Raw genomic sequence first — 16,349 nt, 5'->3', positions numbered from 1 at the left:
CGCGAGGGTGCGCATACTGTCGGCGGTACGCGGCGTGTCGACCGGCAGACACGCACCCTCGCGGTGCGGGGGTTACGGCATGATCAGGGTGCGGGACACCGGCTCGGCTACTTGCTGGCGGCTGAAGATGCCGTGCTGCAGCGTGACCAGCAGTGCGTTGCGGGTTTCCTCGGGGGAGATGAGTTCATCGAAGCCGAGGTGACCTGCCGACCGGAAGGACGCCTCCAGTTCCATCCGCTTGAGCACCGCGGTGTAATCCTCACCGGCGTGGGTCGCCGCGCTCAGGGCGGCCGCGCCCATCGCACCCATCGTCGCTCCGGGATAGGCGAACGTGGCCACCTGGTCGTCGAAACCCAAGAGCGACATCACCATCGAGCCGAAACCGAACGCCTTGCGCAGCGTCACGTGCAGCTTGAGTGTAGTTGCCGCGGTCTGGGCCGCGAACATCCTTGCACCGCTGCGCAATACACCGCTGCGCTCGGACTGGCTGCCCGGGAGCATGCCTGGGTTGTCGGCGAGGAACACGATGGGCAGATGGAACGAGTCGGCGACTGAGATGAAGTGTGCGGCCTTGTCAGCCGCGTCGGCGTCGATCGACCCGGCCATCACCTGCGGTTGGTTGGCCACCACCGCAACGGGATAGCCGCCGAGATGCGCCAGCGCACAGATGATGGCGCGGCCGAACTTCGGCTGCACCTCGAACCAGTCAGGCCGGTCGAAGACCTCGTCGAGCACGGCGCGCATGTCGTAGATGCGGCGGTTGTCGCGCGAGATGATGTCGAGCAGTTCGGGGGTCGGCCGCGGATCGGCGGTGTCATCGGCAAGGCGGGTCGGTGGATACGACCATGCGCTCGACGGGAAGTAGGACAGATAGCGGCGGATGTCGTCGATGACCGTTTCGTCGTCTTCGGCGTAGTTGTGAATCACGCCGCTTGCCAGAGCGACATTCGGGCCGCCGAGGTCCTCCTTCGAGATGTCCTCTCCGGTCGACTCTTTCACAACTGGAGGCCCCGCGGTGAAGATGGCTCCCTGCTGGCTCATGATGGTGAAGTCGCATACCGGCGCGACCAGCGCGCCGTGGCCTGCCGACGGGCCGAGAATCGCCGATACGGTGGGCACCTTCCCAGAGCACTTGGCCTGGGCGATGAGGTCGGTGGGGGTGCGCCCGTAGTGCTCGCCGCTGGGACGAAAACCAGCCCCCTCCAACAGCATCACCAACGGGATCTTGTTGCGCAGAGCCAGTTCGGCGAGCCGGTAGCGTTTCGCGTTGCCGCCGGGGCCGATGCTGCCGGCCAACGTGGTGAAATCCTCGGCGCCCACCATCACCGGCGTGCCGTCGACACGGCCCGAACCCGCGACCAGCCCGTCGGAGGCGATGTCACCGCCGACGAGCGTGCCGAATTCCTGGAAGGTGCCCGGATCGAGCAGCCGCGCGATCCGGGCTCGGGCATCGAGTTTGCCCTTGCCGTGGTGCTTGGCCAGCCGTTCGGGACCGCCCATGCCGAATGCGTGCTCGCGCCGGCGGGCGAGGTCCTCGAGCGTTTCCTTCCACTCGGGGTCGTTGGTCATTGCGTCTCCACTTCTCGAACCGGCGGTTGGCTTGTAGCCTAACCTCGTTGACCATACTGAATTGCTTACTGTAGCGTCGATCAGGTGGTCGAATTCCGCGCCCTGGAGCAAGCTGGCAAACGAATGTGCTGTCGATGAGTGAACCGGTGTCCCGCGCCGTCAAGATCGACCGCGGCATTCCCAGCCGGCTCGCCGAGGTCCCGGAGATCGCCCGTGATCTGGAAGCTCACGGCTACGACGGGTGCTGGACCGGCGAGATCAACCATGACCCGTTCCTGCCGCTGGCCATCGCCGCCGAGCACACCGAGCGGATGCAGATCGGCACCAGTATCGCGGTCGCCTTCGCGCGCAATCCGATGACCATGGCCCAGTTGGGCTGGGATCTGCAGACCTACTCGGGTGGGCGTTTCGTCCTCGGGCTCGGCACCCAGATCCAGCCGCACATCGAGAAACGGTTCAGCATGCCGTGGAGCCACCCTGCGTGCCGCATGCGTGAGTACATCGAAGCGCTGCATGCGATTTGGGGCTGCTGGAGCGAAGGGACCAAACTGCGGTTCGAGGGTGAGTTCTACACCCACAAGATCATGACGCCGATGTTCACCCCCGAGCCGTCGACGCTGCCGCACCCGTTGGTGTTCCTCGCCGCGGTCGGGGAACTGATGACCGAGGTGTGCGGCGAGGTGGCCGACGGTCTGCTCGCCCATGCGTTCACCACCCGGCGCTATCTGGACGAGGTGACCACGGTGGCGTTACAGCGCGGGATGGACCGCAGCGGGCGCGATCGCCGTGACTTCGAGCTGTCCTGCCCGGTGTTCATCGTCACCGGCGCAGACGAAGAGGAGATGGCCGCGGCCTCCGTCGCGACCCGAAAACAGCTCGCCTTCTATGGCTCGACTCCGGCCTACCGCAAAGTCCTGGAGCTGCACGGGTGGGGCGATCTGCACACCGAGTTGCACCGCCTCTCCTTGGCCGGTGAGTGGGATGCGATGGGCGGTCTGATCGACGACGAGGTGCTTGGCACGTTCGCGGTGGTGGCCCCGATCCCGGACGTGGCCGCGGCCTTGCGGCGTCGCTGCGAGGGCGTCATCGACCGCGTGCTGCCCGGTTTTCCCGCCGCGGTGTCCACCGAAACCGTGAACGCGGTGCTGAAGGAGTTCAGAGAATGCCCGCCAGTGAGGAGCAACGCATGACTGTCCGCACCGCCGACGAAGTCGCCAGGCTGTTCGCCGACCCCTCGGCGTATACCGATGAGGCGACACTGCACACGGCGCTGACCCATCTGCGGGCCAACGCCCCGGTGTCCTGGGTCGAGGTGCCCGACTACGCGCCGTTCTGGGCGATCACCAAGCACGCGGACATCATGGAGATCGAGCGCGCCAACGACATTTTCACCAACTCGCCGCGACCGGTACTGGTCACCCGCGAGGGCGACGAGCAGCAGGCCGCGATCGGGATCCGGACATTGATCCACACCGACGACCCGCTGCACCGTGACCTGCGGGCCATCGGCGCCAACTGGTTTCGGCCAAAGGCCATGCGCGCGCTGAAGGATCGCGCCGACGAACTGGCCAAGCGGTTCGTCGACCGGATGGTCGACGAAGGGCCGGAATGCGACTTCGTGCAGCAGGTCGCCGTGAACTACCCGCTGTACATGATCATGACGCTGCTCGGCGTACCCGAGTCCGACTTCGCGTTCATGCTCAAGCTCACCCAGGAGCTTTTCGGCAGCGACGACGACGAGTACAAGCGCGGCACCAGCATGGAAGAGCAGGGCATGGCGCTGCTCGAGATGTTCCAGTACTTCACCGAACTGACCGCCTCGCGTCGGGCGAATCCCACCGACGACTTGGCTTCGACGATCGCCAACGCCACGCTGGACGGGGAGCCGCTGTCCGATATCGACACGGTCTCCTATTACGCGATCATCGCCGCTGCCGGCCACGACACCAGCAGCGCCAGCATCTCCGGCGGCATGCACGCATTGCTGCAGAACCCCGACCAACTGGCCCGGCTGCAGAACGATATGAGTCTGATGCCGCTGGCGGTCGAGGAGATGGTCCGCTGGACCACCCCGGTCAAGGAGTTCATGCGCACCGCGCAACAGGACTACGAGATTCGCGGCGTCGGGATCGCGAAGGGCGAGTCGGTGCTGCTGTCGTATGTCTCGGGCAACCGCGACGAGGACGTCTTCGTCGATCCGTTCCGTTTCGACGTCGGCCGAGATCCCAACAAGCACATAGCGTTCGGCTACGGTGTGCACTTCTGCCTCGGTGCCGCACTGGCCAGGCTGGAGATCAACAGCTTCTTCTCCGAGCTGCTACCGCGGCTGCGCTCCGCAGAACTCGCCGGCGAACCGCAGCACATGGCCACGACGTTCGTGGGCGGGCTCAAGCACCTGCCGGTGCGGTATTCACTGCGCTAGATAGCGGCGAGCAGACACAAATGTCCCCGACACGCCGTGCGTGCGGGGACATTTGTGTCTGCTCGCGGTAGAAGGTGACTACTCGGAACCGGAGTTGCCCCGAGCCGCGGCGTGCAGCGCGTCACCGCGGGTGCCCTGCTCGTGGTGGCTCAGCGCCTGGATCGAAACATCGTGGCCCTCAGCGGCTTTGCGGAGCGCACCGACGGTGGCCTGCTCCCGTGAGATGTGGGTGAACGGGTCGAATGAGTACCAGCGCATGGCGTTCTCGTACGTCATCTTGTTGATCTCGTCGTCCGGCACGTTGTTCTCGGTCAGTACGTCCCACAGTTCCTCGGGGGCGCCGGGCCACATCGAGTCGCTGTGCGGGTAGTCGGCTTCCCAACTGATGTTGTCGATACCGATCTTGTCGCGCAGGGCGACGCCGACCGGGTCGGAGATGAAGCACGTGAGGAAGTGCTCCCGGAACACCTCGCTGGGCAGCTTGCCGCCGAAGTTCTGGTGGGTCCAGGTCGAATGCATCTCGTAGGTCCGGTCGACGCGCTCCAAGAAGTACGGAATCCAGCCCGTGCCGCCCTCGGACAGCCCGATCTTGAGATCCGGGTAATCCTTGATGGGCTTGGACCACAACAGGTCCGCGGCGGCCTGCACGATGTTCATCGGCTGCAGGGTGATCATCACGTCCAATGGTGCGTCGGGCGCGGTGATGGCCAGCTTGCCCGAGGAGCCGATGTGAACGTTGAGCACGGTGTTGGTGTCGCACAACGCCTTCCACAGCGGCGTCCAGTAGTCGTCGTGGAAGCTGGGATAACCCATGGCGGCCGGGTTCTCGGTGAACGTCAGCGCATGCACGCCCTTCTTCGAGACGCGGCGCACCTCAGCGGCGCACGCCTCGGCGTCCCAGATCACCGGCAGCGCCATCGGAATGAAGCGGGCCGGATAGGCGCCGCACCATTCGTCGATGTGCCAGTCGTTGTAGGCCTGAACCAGCGCCAGGGAAAACTCCGGGTCCTCGGTGGCGAACAGGCGGCCGGCGAAACCGGGGAAGGACGGGAAGCAGATCGAGCCGAGGATGCCGCCGGCGTTCATGTCCTTGACCCGCTCATCGACGTTGTAGCAGCCCTTGCGGATCTCATCGAGTCCTTGGGGCTCCAGTCCGTACTCCTCCTTGGGGCGGCCGGCGACCGCGTTCAGCGCCACATTCGGGATGACGATGTCGCGGAACTGCCAGGTATCGCTGCCGTCAGGGTTGTGCACGAGACGTGGGGCCTCGTCGGCGTACTTCTTCGGAAGGTGGTTCTTGAACATGTCAGGTGGTTCGACGATGTGATCGTCCACGCTGATCAGGATCATGTCGTCTTTGTGCACGGACGCGCTCCATTCATGACGGCCTTACCGTAATGGCAACAGTTTAGACCGTGCATCGCCGCGTAGGCCAGGTGATGGGCAGAATCGGCGGTCAGCAGCAGCGCGCGCCGGGATTGGCCTCGGTATTGCGGTGCCGCATCTTCCAGTAATCGCGCTCGGTCAGCACAGGCTCACCGGGATGGGTGCGTTCCCGGTGAGCGACATAGCGCCGATAGTGGTTGTCACCCATCAATGTTGACCAGTACCACCCGATGTGGCGTGCGGCCTGGCGTGCGCTCCGGGCAAGGCGTCCCACTGCTTCTGCACCTCCTTCTCCACCGAGGTGGCGATCAGCCCTGACGGGGCGAAGATGCGCGACGGCACCTCCTCGTCCACGGCCAGTGGCCGTCCGGCTCCGCGCAGTGCTTGCAGCGCCATCACCACTCCCGCGACGAACACGATCAGCACCAGCACCGCGAACACCACCGACAAGGTGCCCTGGATGAACGTGTTACGGATGACCGCGTCGATCTGATCCGGGTTCTTCGCCGCACCGAACGTCGACTTGCCGGCCTCCTGTGCCGCGACGTACTGCGAATGCTGCTTCCAGTAGCCGACTTTCGGGTCGGCGGAGAAGATCTTCTGCCACGACGCCGTCATCGTCACCGTCAGATCCCACAGCAGCGGCACCCCCGGAATCCAGGCCCACTTCACCAATCCGCGTTTGATCACCACCACGGTGACCACCGTCAGCGCGATGGCCGCCAGCAGCTGGTTGGCGATGCCGAACAGCGGGAACAGGGTGTTGATGCCGCCCAGCGGGTCGGTCACGCCCATCAGCAGGATCGAACCCCACGCCGCGACCACGATGACGCTGCAGGCCCAGGCGCCCGCCCGCCAGCTCGGGTTGCGCAGTTTCTTCAGCGGCCCACCGAGATTGCCCAGGCCGTCCGACAGCATGAAGCGCGCGACGCGCGTACCGGCGTCGACCGTGGTCAGGATGAACAACGCCTCGAACATGATCGCGAAGTGGTACCAGAACGCCTTGAGGCTCTCGCCGCCGAACACCTGGTGCAGCACCTCGGACATGCCGAAAGCCAGAGTCGGTGCGCCGCCGGTGCGCGACACCACCGAATGTTCGCCGACGCCTTCGGCCGCCGCGGTGATCTCCTGCGCGGTGATCGGCTGCCCGGACAGGCCAAGGCCGTTGACGTAGTCGGCGGCGGTCTGTGCGGTGGTGCCGGTGGCCGCCGTCGGCGCGTTGATCGCGAAGTACAGGTGCTGGTTGAGGATCGCCGCGGTGATCAGCGCCATGATGGCGACGAAGGACTCGGTCAGCATGCCGCCGTAGCCGATCAACCGCATCTGGCTTTCCTTCTCCAGAAGCTTGGGTGTGGTGCCCGACGAGATCAATGCGTGAAAGCCCGACAACGCGCCGCAGGCGATGGTGATGAACAGGAACGGGAACAGCGAGCCCGCGAACACCGGGCCGGTGCCGCTGGCGGCGAACTGCGAGATCGCCGGCGCCTGCATCACCGGCCGCGCGATCAGGATGCCGACGGCCAGCAGCGCGATGGTGCCGACCTTCATGAACGTCGACAGATAGTCACGCGGGGCCAGCAGGAACCACACCGGCAGCACGGACGCGGCCAGGCCGTAGATGATGATGCACCACGACAGGGTGACCTTCGAGAGTGTGAACCAGTCGGCGCCCCATGATGTTTCGGCCACCCAACCACCGGAGATCACCGCCAGTAGCAGCAGTGCGACGCCGATCAGGGAGACCTCCGAGACCCGGCCGGGGCGGAAGAAACGCAGGTACAGGCCCATGAAGATGGCGATCGGGATCGTCATCGCGATCGAGAAGACGCCCCAGGGGCTTTCGGCCAGTGCATTGACCACGACCAGGGCCAGCACGGCCAGCAGGATCACCATGATGACGAGCACGCCGACGATCGCCGCGATACCGCCGACCACACCGAGTTCGTCGCGCGCCATCTGGCCCAGCGAGCGGCCGCGCCGGCGTACCGAAATGGACAGCACGAGGTAGTCCTGGACGCAGCCGGCCACCACGGCGCCGATGATGATCCAGATCGTGCCGGGCAGATAGCCCATCTGCATGGCCAGCACCGGACCGACCAGTGGGCCGGCGCCCGCGATCGCGGCGAAGTGATGACCGAACAGCACACGCCGGTCGGTGGGCATGTAGTCGGTGCCGTTGTCGAAAAGCTCTGCCGGCGTGGCATTGTCGTCACGCGGGCGGACGATCTTCATCTCGATGAGCCGGGCGTAGAACCGGAAGCCGATGACGTAGGTGCAGATCGCGGCGATCACGAACCAGACGGCGTTGACGGTCTCCCCGCGGAAGAAAGCGATGACCGCCCAGGCCACTGCGCCCAGCACAGCGATGATCGCGAAGATCGCCTTGTGCTTGGCGGTGATCGGAGAGCGGTCGATGATCGCCACCGGCGGAAGGTCTTTGTCGGTGCGGATATAGGTGACGTCTCCGTCGTGCTCCTCGATGCGGTCCGCCGGTGGGGCGTCCGGTGTTGCCACAGTCTCTCCTCGCTCGCCCAGTGTCATACGCGTCGTGACGATCTTTTCATCGAGCCAAAGCGCGTGGCATCGAATCCCGGTTTCCGAACCGTAGCCGGGAATCCGCGGACCGGTCAGGTGAGGTAAGCGCGCACGGTGTCGATGGTGTCGACTTCCTCGGGTGCCTTGTCATCCCGGTAGCGCAGCACCCGGGCGAAACGCAGCGCGACCCCGCCCGGATAACGACTCGACCGCTGGACGCCGTCGAACGCGATCTCCACAACCTGCTCGGGCCGGACCGTGACCAGCCAGCCGTCGTCGCTGACCTGCAGTTCCCTGAACCGGTCCGTCTGCCAGGCCAGCATGGCGTCGGTCATGCCCTTGAACGTCTTACCCAGCATCACGTAGCCGCCGGTGTCCGGATCCCGGGCACCGAGGTGGATGTTGGACAGCTTGCCGGTCCGCCGTCCGGACCCGCGTTCGACGGCCAGTACCACCAGGTCCAAGGTGTGCACGGGCTTGACCTTGAGCCAACCCGCGCCACGGCGTCCGGCCTCATAGGGCGCTGTGGGCGATTTCGCCATCACGCCCTCGTGCCCTGCCGCGAGGGTGCGGTCCAGGAACTCCTGCGCGACCGCACTCTCGGTGGTGACGACGCGATCGACGCGCTGGTCCCGCGGTACCAGCGCGTCGAGGGCGCTCAACCGTTGCCCGGTGGGGAGATCGAGCAGATCCTGGCCGTCGATGTGAAGCAGGTCGAAGAAGAACACCGACAACGGTTCGAGATCGTTGGCGGTCTTGCGGCCGAACCGGGCGGCGGTGACCTGAAACGGCTGCGGGCGGTTGTCCGGGCGCAGCGCGATGGCCTCGGCGTCGGCGATCAGGTCCGTGGCCGGTAGGGCCAGTGTCGCCTCGACCACCTCGGGTAGTCGATGGGTCACGTCGTCGAGGCTGCGCGTGAACACCGACACCTCCGATCCCTTGCGGTGGATCTGCACTCGGGCACCGTCCAGCTTGGCCTCCAGAACCGCTGTACCACCGAGACGTTCGAGTGCGTCGGCGACATCGGTCGCGGTCTGTGCGAGCATCGGCCCGACCGGGCGGCCGACCTGCAAGGCGAACTCGGTCAGGGCGGCGCGCCCACGGGTCAGCGCCGCGGCGGCCACGGCGGGCAGGTCGCCGGCGAGCATGGCCGCTCGTCGGACTTCGGCCGCCGGGATGTCAGATGCCCGCGCGACCGCGTCGGCCATCACCCCGGCCAGCGCGCCCTGACGTAGTTCACCGCCCAACAGCCGCCGTAGGAAGGTCTGTTCGGTGTTCGTGGCCGCACCGAACAGGTTGCGTACCGCCTCGGCGCGCAGCGCCTGCGAACCCTTGCCGGCGATTCCCTTGATCTCGGTGAATGCGGTATCGACGCCGGTGACGGTCAACGTCGGGGCCTGCGCGGGCGCCGGCAGCGAGCGCAACGAGGCCCACCCCGACACCGATCTGACGCTGCGGCAACTCGCCGGACAGCCATGACACCGTCACCGCCACCGCGCGTGCGTCGCCGTCTGCCGCAGCCGCTGCCAGCAGGGAGGCGATGCGGTCGATCTTGGCCAGCCGCGCCGAGGCCCCGGCGATATCGGAGGACGCGGCGGCGACGTCGGCGAGCAACACGCCCTCAGCGTGCCACGGGACTCGGACAATCTCTGATGTTCAGCTGAGCACCTGCGCCAAAACGGCGGCCTGAGACCGCAGGTCCGTGGCCCGCTCGTGATGTCCGGTCGCGATGTATTCGTCGGCTGCCATGAGCCGTTCATCGACCTCGGACTGAATGAGGCCACGAATCTCGGCGTCAGTGAGCACCCGGCGGGCGATCTCGGTCGAACCCACCCCGGGCGCCGCCCCCGCGATCGTTCCGCCGATGCGGGTATCGGTCTGATCGGCCTGCGGTGTCTCGGCATTGTCGAGGGCGCTCAACGCCGACCGGATCGCGGAGACGCCGACGGTGTCGCGGGACTTACGTGCCGACAGCAGGGACCGGCGCAGCTTCTCGCGCCACAGCTCGGCGGGTGTCATGGCAGGCGAACCTATTCGTTCTCGGTGACGGCGTCGAGGGATTTACGCACGCTCGGTAGCGGCGAGGGTGCGCCGAATGCCGGCGATATGCGGAGTGTCGGGGGACAAACACGCACGGTCGCGGTGCTGAGGGGACGCAAGGGGTCAACGCATCGAACCCGAAAGGCTTACGGGAAGGCTCGATGCGATAGGTTGCTTTACGATTTCGGTCACTTTTGGAAAGGGAGCTAGATGGAGATCGAAGGCAAGAAGGCTATCGTCGTCGGCGGCGCGTCGGGCTTCGGCCGCGCCACCGCCGAGGCATTGGCCAAGCGGGGTGCCAGCGTGGCTGTGCTGGACCGGCCGCAATCCAAGGGCCAGGAAGTGGCCGACGCGATCGGCGGCTCGTTCTTCGCCGTCGACGTCACTGACTTCGACGGCACCGAGAAGGTGCTGGAAGAGGCCGTCGCGGCGTTGGGTGGCCTGCACATCATCGTGACGACCGCGGGTGGCGGCATCGGCGAGCGCACCATCAAGAAGGACGGTCCGCACAGCCTGGATTCGTTCCGGTCGACCATCGACCTCAACCTCATCGGCACCTTCAACATCAGCCGCCTGGCGGCCTGGCACATGAGCAAGAACGAGCCGGTCGATGCCGAGGCCGAGGAGCGCGGCGTCATCATCAACACGGCCTCGATCGCGGCGTTCGAGGGCCAGATCGGCCAGGTCGCCTACACCGCGTCCAAGGCGGCGATCGCGGGCATGTGCCTGACCATGGCAAGGGATCTCGGCAGCTTGGGCATCCGGGTACTGGCGATCGCCCCGAGCCTGTTCGCCACCGGCCTGACCGAGGGCATCCCTGACGAGTTCGCCGCCGTGCTGACCAAGGACGCCGCGTTCCCCAAGCGCCTGGGCAAGCCCGAGGAGTACGCCAAGCTCGCCGTGGCGATCGCCGAGAACGCCATGCTCAACGGCCAGTGCCTGCGTTTGGACGCCGGCCAGCGCTTCGCCCCCAAGTAGAGTGACTTCGGGGTGATCAGCGGCGCCGGCCGCCGCCGATCACCCCGAAATCGCAGACCGGGGAGGCGTCGTGGCGACCATTGCAGACCAAGTCATCTCGGCGCTGACGCTGAGCGGGGTGCGAAGGGTCTACGGACTTCCCGGTGACAGCCTCAACGGATTCACCGACGCGATCCGCCGCAGCGGCGAGCTCACCTGGCAGCACGTCCGGCACGAGGAGACCGCCGCCTTCGCCGCGGCCGCCGACGCCGCGTTGACCGGTCAACTGGCCGTATGCGCGGGCAGTTGCGGCCCGGGCAATCTGCACCTGATCAACGGGCTGTTCGATGCGCAGCGCAGCCGCGTGCCCGTGCTGGCCATCGCTGCCCACATTCCGCGTACCGAGATCGGCTCCGAATACTTCCAGGAAACCCACCCGCAGGATCTGTTCCGCGAGTGCAGTGTCTACTGCGAGCTGGTCAGCACCCCCGAGATGGCGCCGCGCATCCTCGAGATGGCCATGCGGGCAGCGGTCGAGGATAACGGCGTGGCGGTCGTCGTCATTCCCGGCGAGATCTTCCTGCAGCGCGCGGGGGAGACCGGCTGGGCGACCTGCCCGGTCCGGCCCACTCGATCCATCGTGCGCCCCGACGACGAGTCGGTCCGGCGCGCGGCCGACATCCTCAATGCCGCCGAGCGGGTCACCATCCTGGGCGGTGCGGGGGTCGCCGGATCGCACGACGCCCTGATCGAAGTGGCGTCGACCCTGCAGGCACCGATCGTGCATGCGTTGCGCGGCAAGGAATTCATCGAGTACGACAATCCGTTCGACGTCGGCATGACCGGACTGCTCGGCTTCGCTTCCGGCTACAAGGCCATCAAGGAGGCCGACACGCTGCTGATGCTGGGCACCGACTTTCCCTATCAGCAGTTCTATCCCGAGGGTGCCACCGTCATCCAGGTCGACATCCGCGGTCGCAACCTCGGTCGCCGGACGCCGATCGATCTGGGCTTGCGCGGCAGCGTCGCCGACACCCTGGCCGCGCTGCAGCCACTCCTGCGGCCCAAGACCGACCGCGACCACCTGGATCGATCGCTGAAGCACTACCGTAAGACTCGAGCACAGCTGGACTCACTGGCCGTCAACGATCGCGACAAGACCCCGATCCGTCCGGAATATGTTGCCGCGCTTGCCAACCGGCTGGTATCCGACGACGCGGTGTTCACCTGTGACGTCGGGTCACCGGTGGTGTGGGCGGCGCGGTATCTGACCATGAACGGCAGACGCCGGCTGATTGGGTCGTTCAACCATGGCACGATGGCCAACGCTCTGCCGCACGCGATCGGTGCGCAGACCGCCTTCCCCGATCGACAGGTGGTCGCGCTGGCCGGTGACGGCGGCCTGACCATGCTCTTCGGTGAGCTGGTGACGCTGATCCAGAACCGATTGCCGGTCAAGGTCATCGTGTTCAACAACTCGTCGCTGAACTTCGTCGAGCTCGAGATGAAGGCCGCGGGCATCGTCACCTTCGGCACCGACCTGGTCAATCCGGATTTCGCCGCAGTCGCCCAGGCCATGGGCGTGTTCGGTCGCCGGGTCACCGAACCGGGTGAGTTGGAACGAGCGATCGGCGATGCCCTCAGGTACGACGGCCCCGCCGTGGTCGACGTCCACACCGCGCGCCAAGAACTGTCGATACCGCCGGCGATCACCGTCGAACAGGCAAAAGGCTTCTCGCTCTATGCGATTCGCACCATCCTGGCCGGACGAGCCGACGAACTCCTGGACCTGGTCACCACGAACGTGGGCCGCCGCATCCTGGACTGAGCACTCAGGCCGGTCGCGGAATCGCCGCTGCCGTGCTCTGGCCCAGCCATTTCGGAATGGCCCGGCGCACTTCGGCGGACCCTGACAGCGCGACGCTGCCGTCGAGCACCGCACGGGCCCAGCCGATGTCACCTCGCCAGATCTCGATGAGCGAGCGCAGGTGAGCCTGCACGGTGCCGGCTATCTCGTAGCCGGGGTCGAAATCACACACATCGGCCTGCCCGTCACTCACCGTCAGCCACCACCTCGATGCCTTGGGCGCCACCCCGTCAAGGACGAACGCCACGGTGGTGCGCGATCGCGGCCAGTCGTCGACGGGAATGGTGCGGCGCATATCCCACATCAGCAGGTGCGGATCGAGATCCTGCTCGCCCAGCTCACCGATCCACCGAACCCCCCACGAGCCGAGCGCATCGACCACTGCGGCGAGCTCCTGGCCGCAGGGGGTGAGGCAATAAGTTGTCCGCCCGTCTGTCTCGGAACGCTCGACGACCCCGGCGCGGGCCAGGGACTTCAACCGCTTGGACAACAACGCCGGCGACATCTTCGGCACCCCTCGGCGCAGGTCGTTGAAGTGGGCGCTGCCCCGCAGCAGTTCCCGGACCACGAGCAAGGTCCAGCGTTCGTCGAGCAATTCCATGGCCTTGGCCACGGGACAGAACTGGCCATATGTCGACATCGGCGGTGTACCTCCCGGGAGGGTGCGCGGCTTTCTAAGTACACCGCTCTCAGGGCCCGGAAGCCAGTACAGATCCAGAACCTGACCCGCTACAGATCTGGTACTGGATTGCACACACCCCGCGGGTCGACGATGAAGCGAACATCCGAGAGGAGCTCGCCATGAACGTCACGACCACCGACAGGGAGTTGGAGGCCAAGCACCGGGCGCTGTGGGCGTTGGGGGACTATGCGGCGATCGCCGCCAACATCGTGCGTCCGCTCGGGCCTGTCCTGGTCGAAGCCAGCGGCGTCGGGCCCGGTGACCGCGTGCTGGACGTGGCGGCCGGGACCGGCAACGTCGCGATTCCCGCGGCCGCGGCCGGCGCCCGGGTGACCGCCAGTGACCTGTGTCCTGAACTCGTCGAACAGGGACGCCGGCTGACCGCGGAGGCCGGGATGGCCATCGACTGGGCCGAGGCCAACGCCGAGGCGTTGCCGTATGACGACGGCTCCTTCGACACGGTCCTGTCCTGCATCGGCGTGATGTTCGCCCCGCACCACCAGCAGGCCGCGGACGAACTGCTGCGGGTGACGCGCCGGGGCGGACGCATCGGCCTGATCTCCTGGACCCCAGAGGGGTTCATCGGGCAGCTGTTCGCCACGATGAAGCCGTATGTGCCCGCTCCGCCTCCGGGAGTGTCACCGCCGCCGCTGTGGGGAAACGAGGAGCATGTGCGCACCCTGCTCGGGAACGGGGTGCGGGATGTCCACTGTGAGCGAAGGCAGTTGAACGTCACCGCCTACCCCGACGGCGCGGCATTCCGCGACCACTTCAAATCCGCCTACGGCCCCACGATCTCGGCGTACCGGGCCATCGCCGCCGACGCCGATCGCGTCGCGCAACTGGACGCCGAGATCGCCGCGCTCGGCGACAAGTTCCTCACCGGCACCACGATGCCCTGGGAATACCTACTGACAGTGGCGAACCGGTACTGATCGCCCCTGGCAACTGGCACCATGACTGCATGCCCGACGACGTACAGGAATTGCCGACGCTCAGTGCCACCGATCAAGACGCCATCGGCCGCTGGCTGCAAGAGCAGCGGATCGGAACGACCCTGACCGATGTGGCGCCGTTGACCGGCGGCACCCAGAACATCGTGGTGGGCATGAACGTCGACGGGCGCCGAATGGTGTTGCGGCGCCCGCCCTTACATCCCAGGCCGACCAGCGACAAGACCATGCTGCGGGAGATCGCGGTGCTGCGCACGCTGGCGGGCTCGGCCGTGCCGCATCCGGGTTTCATCGCCGCGTGCACCGATCTCGATGTGATCGGCGTGGTGTTCTACCTGATGGAGGAGGTCGACGGGTTCAACCCGGGCACCGAGGTGAGCCAGGCTTATCAGGACGACGCGGACCTGCGTTACCGGGTCGGGTTGTCCTACGCGGGCAGCCTGGCCGAACTCGGCAACGTGTCATGGGAAAACAGTGAGCTCGCCGCCATCCGCCGGCCGGGATCATTTCTGGCCCGCCAGGTTCCGCAGTTTCTCGGGCTGCTCGACAGCTACCGCCACGAGCATTACTCACCCGAGTCCTTGGCGGGTGTGGGGGAGCTGGCCCAGTGGCTGGAGGACAATCGGCCGCCCGACGCCGAACCCGGCATCATGCACGGCGACGCCCACCTCAACAATGTGCTGTTGCGCTGGGACAAGCCGGAACTCGCCGCGTTCATCGACTGGGAGATGTGCACCGTCGGCGATCCGCTGCTCGATCTCGGGTGGATGCTGGTGTGCTGGCCCGACGAACCCAATCCGATCAACGCGGGTTCGGGGCTGGCCGCGCTCGGTGGCCTGGCGCACCGCAGTGAGCTCATCGAGGCCTACCGCGCCGCCGGGGGCCGGCAGACCGACCGGCTGGATTGGTATGTGGCACTGGCCTGCTTCAAGCTGGGCATCGTCATCGAGGGCACCTGGTCGCGATACCTCGCCGGGCGGGCCAGCCGCGAGGCCGGCGAGCAACTGCACGCCTCGGCGGAGAACCTGCTTATGCTCGGGACCCGGGTCGCCAAGGGGGACAGTCCCTTCGAGTAGTCCGACTAATACGGCCAGAAGACGCATATGTACCCGACACGCCGGAGTTTTGGGTACATAGATGTCTGCTCGCGCTGGGAAATCAGTACGTGTCGAGGGCGAGTTTGACGGCAAGTGCCACGCCGGCCGCGCCGATCAGGAATCGCAGCGGGGCGGCGGGGGCATGCCGGACGATCACCGGGCCCAGGCGTGAGCCGATCAGACACCCGGCGCCCAGTGGGATGACGGCCGGCCAATACACCGGTGCCACTACGACGAACGCCACCGCGGCAACTGAATTGGCGACGCCGAGGATGACGTTCTTGGCGGCGTTGGCGTGCGCGAGCGTCGCGCCCCCGGTCCGCAGTAACAGCGCCAGCAGTAGCACGCCGGCAGCAGCACCGAAGTAGCCGCCGTAGATGGTGATCAAGAAGATCGCCGCGGCCTCCATGGCCACCTTGATCCGATGCTCCCGGTGATCGGCCACCCGGGTCGGGCGCTGCCGGCCACGTGGCAGCAGGATCGCCACCGACGCGAACGCCAACAGCAGCGGGACCACCTGCTCGAAACCCTCGGCCGGGGTGCACAACAGCAGGGCCGCGCCGACCGCACCGCCGGCGATCGCGACGGGGATGATGCGTTTGATCCAGGCGCGTTGCCCGGCGAGTTCGGGCCGCGACCCCCACACCGAACCGATGCCGTTGAACACCAACGCCACGGTGTTGGTCACGTTGGCGGTCACCGGTGGCAACCCGATGAGCAGCAGCGCGGGATAGGTGGCCACGGAGGCCAGACCGGCGATACTGCCGGTGAGTCCGCCGCCGATGCCGGCGACGAGGAGCAGGATGACCTCACCGACGCTCATGTGGTTCCCACCCGGCCG

The 16,349-nt window shown here is 66.5% G+C and carries 13 protein-coding genes and 1 pseudogene; 6 read left to right on the top strand and 8 right to left on the bottom strand.

Annotation, left to right across the window (positions count from 1 at the left end):
• Positions 1–72 precede the first annotated feature (72 nt).
• On the bottom strand, positions 73–1,569 hold the full coding sequence (locus K6L26_RS21475) for an acyl-CoA carboxylase subunit beta (RefSeq protein ID WP_019345647.1): 1,497 nt from the start codon (positions 1,567–1,569) through the stop codon (positions 73–75).
• 134 nt (positions 1,570–1,703) lie between these two features.
• Here K6L26_RS21475 and K6L26_RS21470 point away from each other — a divergent pair, with 134 nt between their 5' ends.
• Positions 1,704–2,759, top strand: a complete 1,056-nt coding sequence (locus K6L26_RS21470) for an LLM class F420-dependent oxidoreductase (protein WP_064900063.1) — start codon at positions 1,704–1,706, stop codon at positions 2,757–2,759.
• Positions 2,756–3,991, top strand: coding sequence for a cytochrome P450 (locus K6L26_RS21465; RefSeq protein ID WP_064900065.1), 1,236 nt, complete (start codon positions 2,756–2,758; stop codon positions 3,989–3,991). The genes K6L26_RS21470 and K6L26_RS21465 overlap by 4 nt, the downstream gene beginning before the upstream one ends.
• A 78-nt stretch (positions 3,992–4,069) precedes the next feature.
• Here K6L26_RS21465 and K6L26_RS21460 read toward each other — a convergent pair whose 3' ends face one another.
• The 5 genes and pseudogenes from K6L26_RS21460 to K6L26_RS21440 form a co-directional block, all read right to left on the bottom strand.
• Positions 4,070–5,356 carry an amidohydrolase family protein gene (locus K6L26_RS21460; protein ID WP_036388430.1) on the bottom strand — a complete coding sequence of 429 codons (1,287 nt, stop codon included), beginning with the start codon at positions 5,354–5,356 and terminating at the stop codon, positions 4,070–4,072.
• Between the two features lie 91 nt (positions 5,357–5,447).
• Positions 5,448–5,585, bottom strand: a complete 138-nt coding sequence (locus K6L26_RS21455; RefSeq protein ID WP_230983362.1) for a CstA-like transporter-associated (seleno)protein — start codon at positions 5,583–5,585, stop codon at positions 5,448–5,450.
• On the bottom strand, positions 5,585–7,891 hold the full coding sequence (locus K6L26_RS21450) for a carbon starvation CstA family protein (RefSeq protein WP_036389946.1): 2,307 nt from the start codon (positions 7,889–7,891) through the stop codon (positions 5,585–5,587). Before K6L26_RS21450 ends, K6L26_RS21455 begins: the two co-directional genes overlap by 1 nt.
• A gap of 113 nt (positions 7,892–8,004) precedes the next feature.
• Positions 8,005–9,529: pseudogene (locus K6L26_RS21445) on the bottom strand (ATP-dependent DNA ligase).
• A 39-nt stretch (positions 9,530–9,568) separates the two neighbouring features.
• On the bottom strand, positions 9,569–9,931 hold the full coding sequence (locus K6L26_RS21440) for a hypothetical protein (RefSeq protein ID WP_064899973.1): 363 nt from the start codon (positions 9,929–9,931) through the stop codon (positions 9,569–9,571).
• Positions 9,932–10,162: 231 nt separating this feature from the next.
• Between K6L26_RS21440 and K6L26_RS21435 the strand changes: the two genes are divergently transcribed.
• Together K6L26_RS21435 and poxB are read left to right on the top strand one after the other, a co-directional pair.
• Complete coding sequence (locus K6L26_RS21435; protein ID WP_003881252.1) at positions 10,163–10,930, top strand: SDR family NAD(P)-dependent oxidoreductase; 768 nt, start codon at positions 10,163–10,165, stop codon at positions 10,928–10,930.
• 70 nt (positions 10,931–11,000) lie between these two features.
• Positions 11,001–12,737, top strand: a complete 1,737-nt coding sequence (gene poxB, locus K6L26_RS21430) for a ubiquinone-dependent pyruvate dehydrogenase (protein WP_064899974.1) — start codon at positions 11,001–11,003, stop codon at positions 12,735–12,737.
• Positions 12,738–12,741: 4 nt separating this feature from the next.
• On the opposite strand, the gene K6L26_RS21425 is transcribed toward poxB, so the two are convergent.
• On the bottom strand, positions 12,742–13,416 hold the full coding sequence (locus K6L26_RS21425) for a winged helix-turn-helix transcriptional regulator (protein WP_064899975.1): 675 nt from the start codon (positions 13,414–13,416) through the stop codon (positions 12,742–12,744).
• 161 nt (positions 13,417–13,577) lie between these two features.
• Here K6L26_RS21425 and K6L26_RS21420 point away from each other — a divergent pair, with 161 nt between their 5' ends.
• Positions 13,578–14,393: a class I SAM-dependent methyltransferase gene (locus tag K6L26_RS21420; RefSeq protein WP_064899977.1), complete on the top strand. Its 816-nt coding sequence runs from the start codon at positions 13,578–13,580 to the stop codon at positions 14,391–14,393.
• A gap of 29 nt (positions 14,394–14,422) precedes the next feature.
• Positions 14,423–15,487: a phosphotransferase family protein gene (locus K6L26_RS21415; protein WP_064899979.1), complete on the top strand. Its 1,065-nt coding sequence runs from the start codon at positions 14,423–14,425 to the stop codon at positions 15,485–15,487.
• Between the two features lie 82 nt (positions 15,488–15,569).
• Here K6L26_RS21415 and K6L26_RS21410 read toward each other — a convergent pair whose 3' ends face one another.
• The gene (locus tag K6L26_RS21410) at positions 15,570–16,331 is read right to left on the bottom strand and encodes a sulfite exporter TauE/SafE family protein (RefSeq protein ID WP_019343315.1); all 762 of its coding nucleotides are present in this window, start codon (positions 16,329–16,331) and stop codon (positions 15,570–15,572) included.
• Positions 16,332–16,349: the final 18 nt, after the last annotated feature.

This window comes from Mycobacterium farcinogenes (assembly GCF_019739075.1).
GTDB classification, from domain to species: domain Bacteria; phylum Actinomycetota; class Actinomycetes; order Mycobacteriales; family Mycobacteriaceae; genus Mycobacterium; species Mycobacterium senegalense.
The sequence above is the reverse complement of the archived record's forward strand: the minus strand, read 5'-3'. Positions and strand labels throughout refer to the sequence as shown.

Coding starts and splice junctions, on each gene's coding strand:
- K6L26_RS21475 (WP_019345647.1), bottom strand. CDS start 1,569: ATGACCAACGACCCCGAGTGGAAGGAAACGCTCGAGGACCTCGCCCGC.
- K6L26_RS21470 (WP_064900063.1), top strand. CDS start 1,704: ATGAGTGAACCGGTGTCCCGCGCCGTCAAGATCGACCGCGGCATTCCC.
- K6L26_RS21465 (WP_064900065.1), top strand. CDS start 2,756: ATGACTGTCCGCACCGCCGACGAAGTCGCCAGGCTGTTCGCCGACCCC.
- K6L26_RS21455 (WP_230983362.1), bottom strand. CDS start 5,585: ATGGGTGACAACCACTATCGGCGCTATGTCGCTCACCGGGAACGCACC.
- K6L26_RS21440 (WP_064899973.1), bottom strand. CDS start 9,931: ATGACACCCGCCGAGCTGTGGCGCGAGAAGCTGCGCCGGTCCCTGCTG.
- K6L26_RS21435 (WP_003881252.1), top strand. CDS start 10,163: ATGGAGATCGAAGGCAAGAAGGCTATCGTCGTCGGCGGCGCGTCGGGC.
- K6L26_RS21425 (WP_064899975.1), bottom strand. CDS start 13,416: ATGTCGACATATGGCCAGTTCTGTCCCGTGGCCAAGGCCATGGAATTG.
- K6L26_RS21420 (WP_064899977.1), top strand. CDS start 13,578: ATGAACGTCACGACCACCGACAGGGAGTTGGAGGCCAAGCACCGGGCG.
- K6L26_RS21415 (WP_064899979.1), top strand. CDS start 14,423: ATGCCCGACGACGTACAGGAATTGCCGACGCTCAGTGCCACCGATCAA.
- K6L26_RS21410 (WP_019343315.1), bottom strand. CDS start 16,331: ATGAGCGTCGGTGAGGTCATCCTGCTCCTCGTCGCCGGCATCGGCGGC.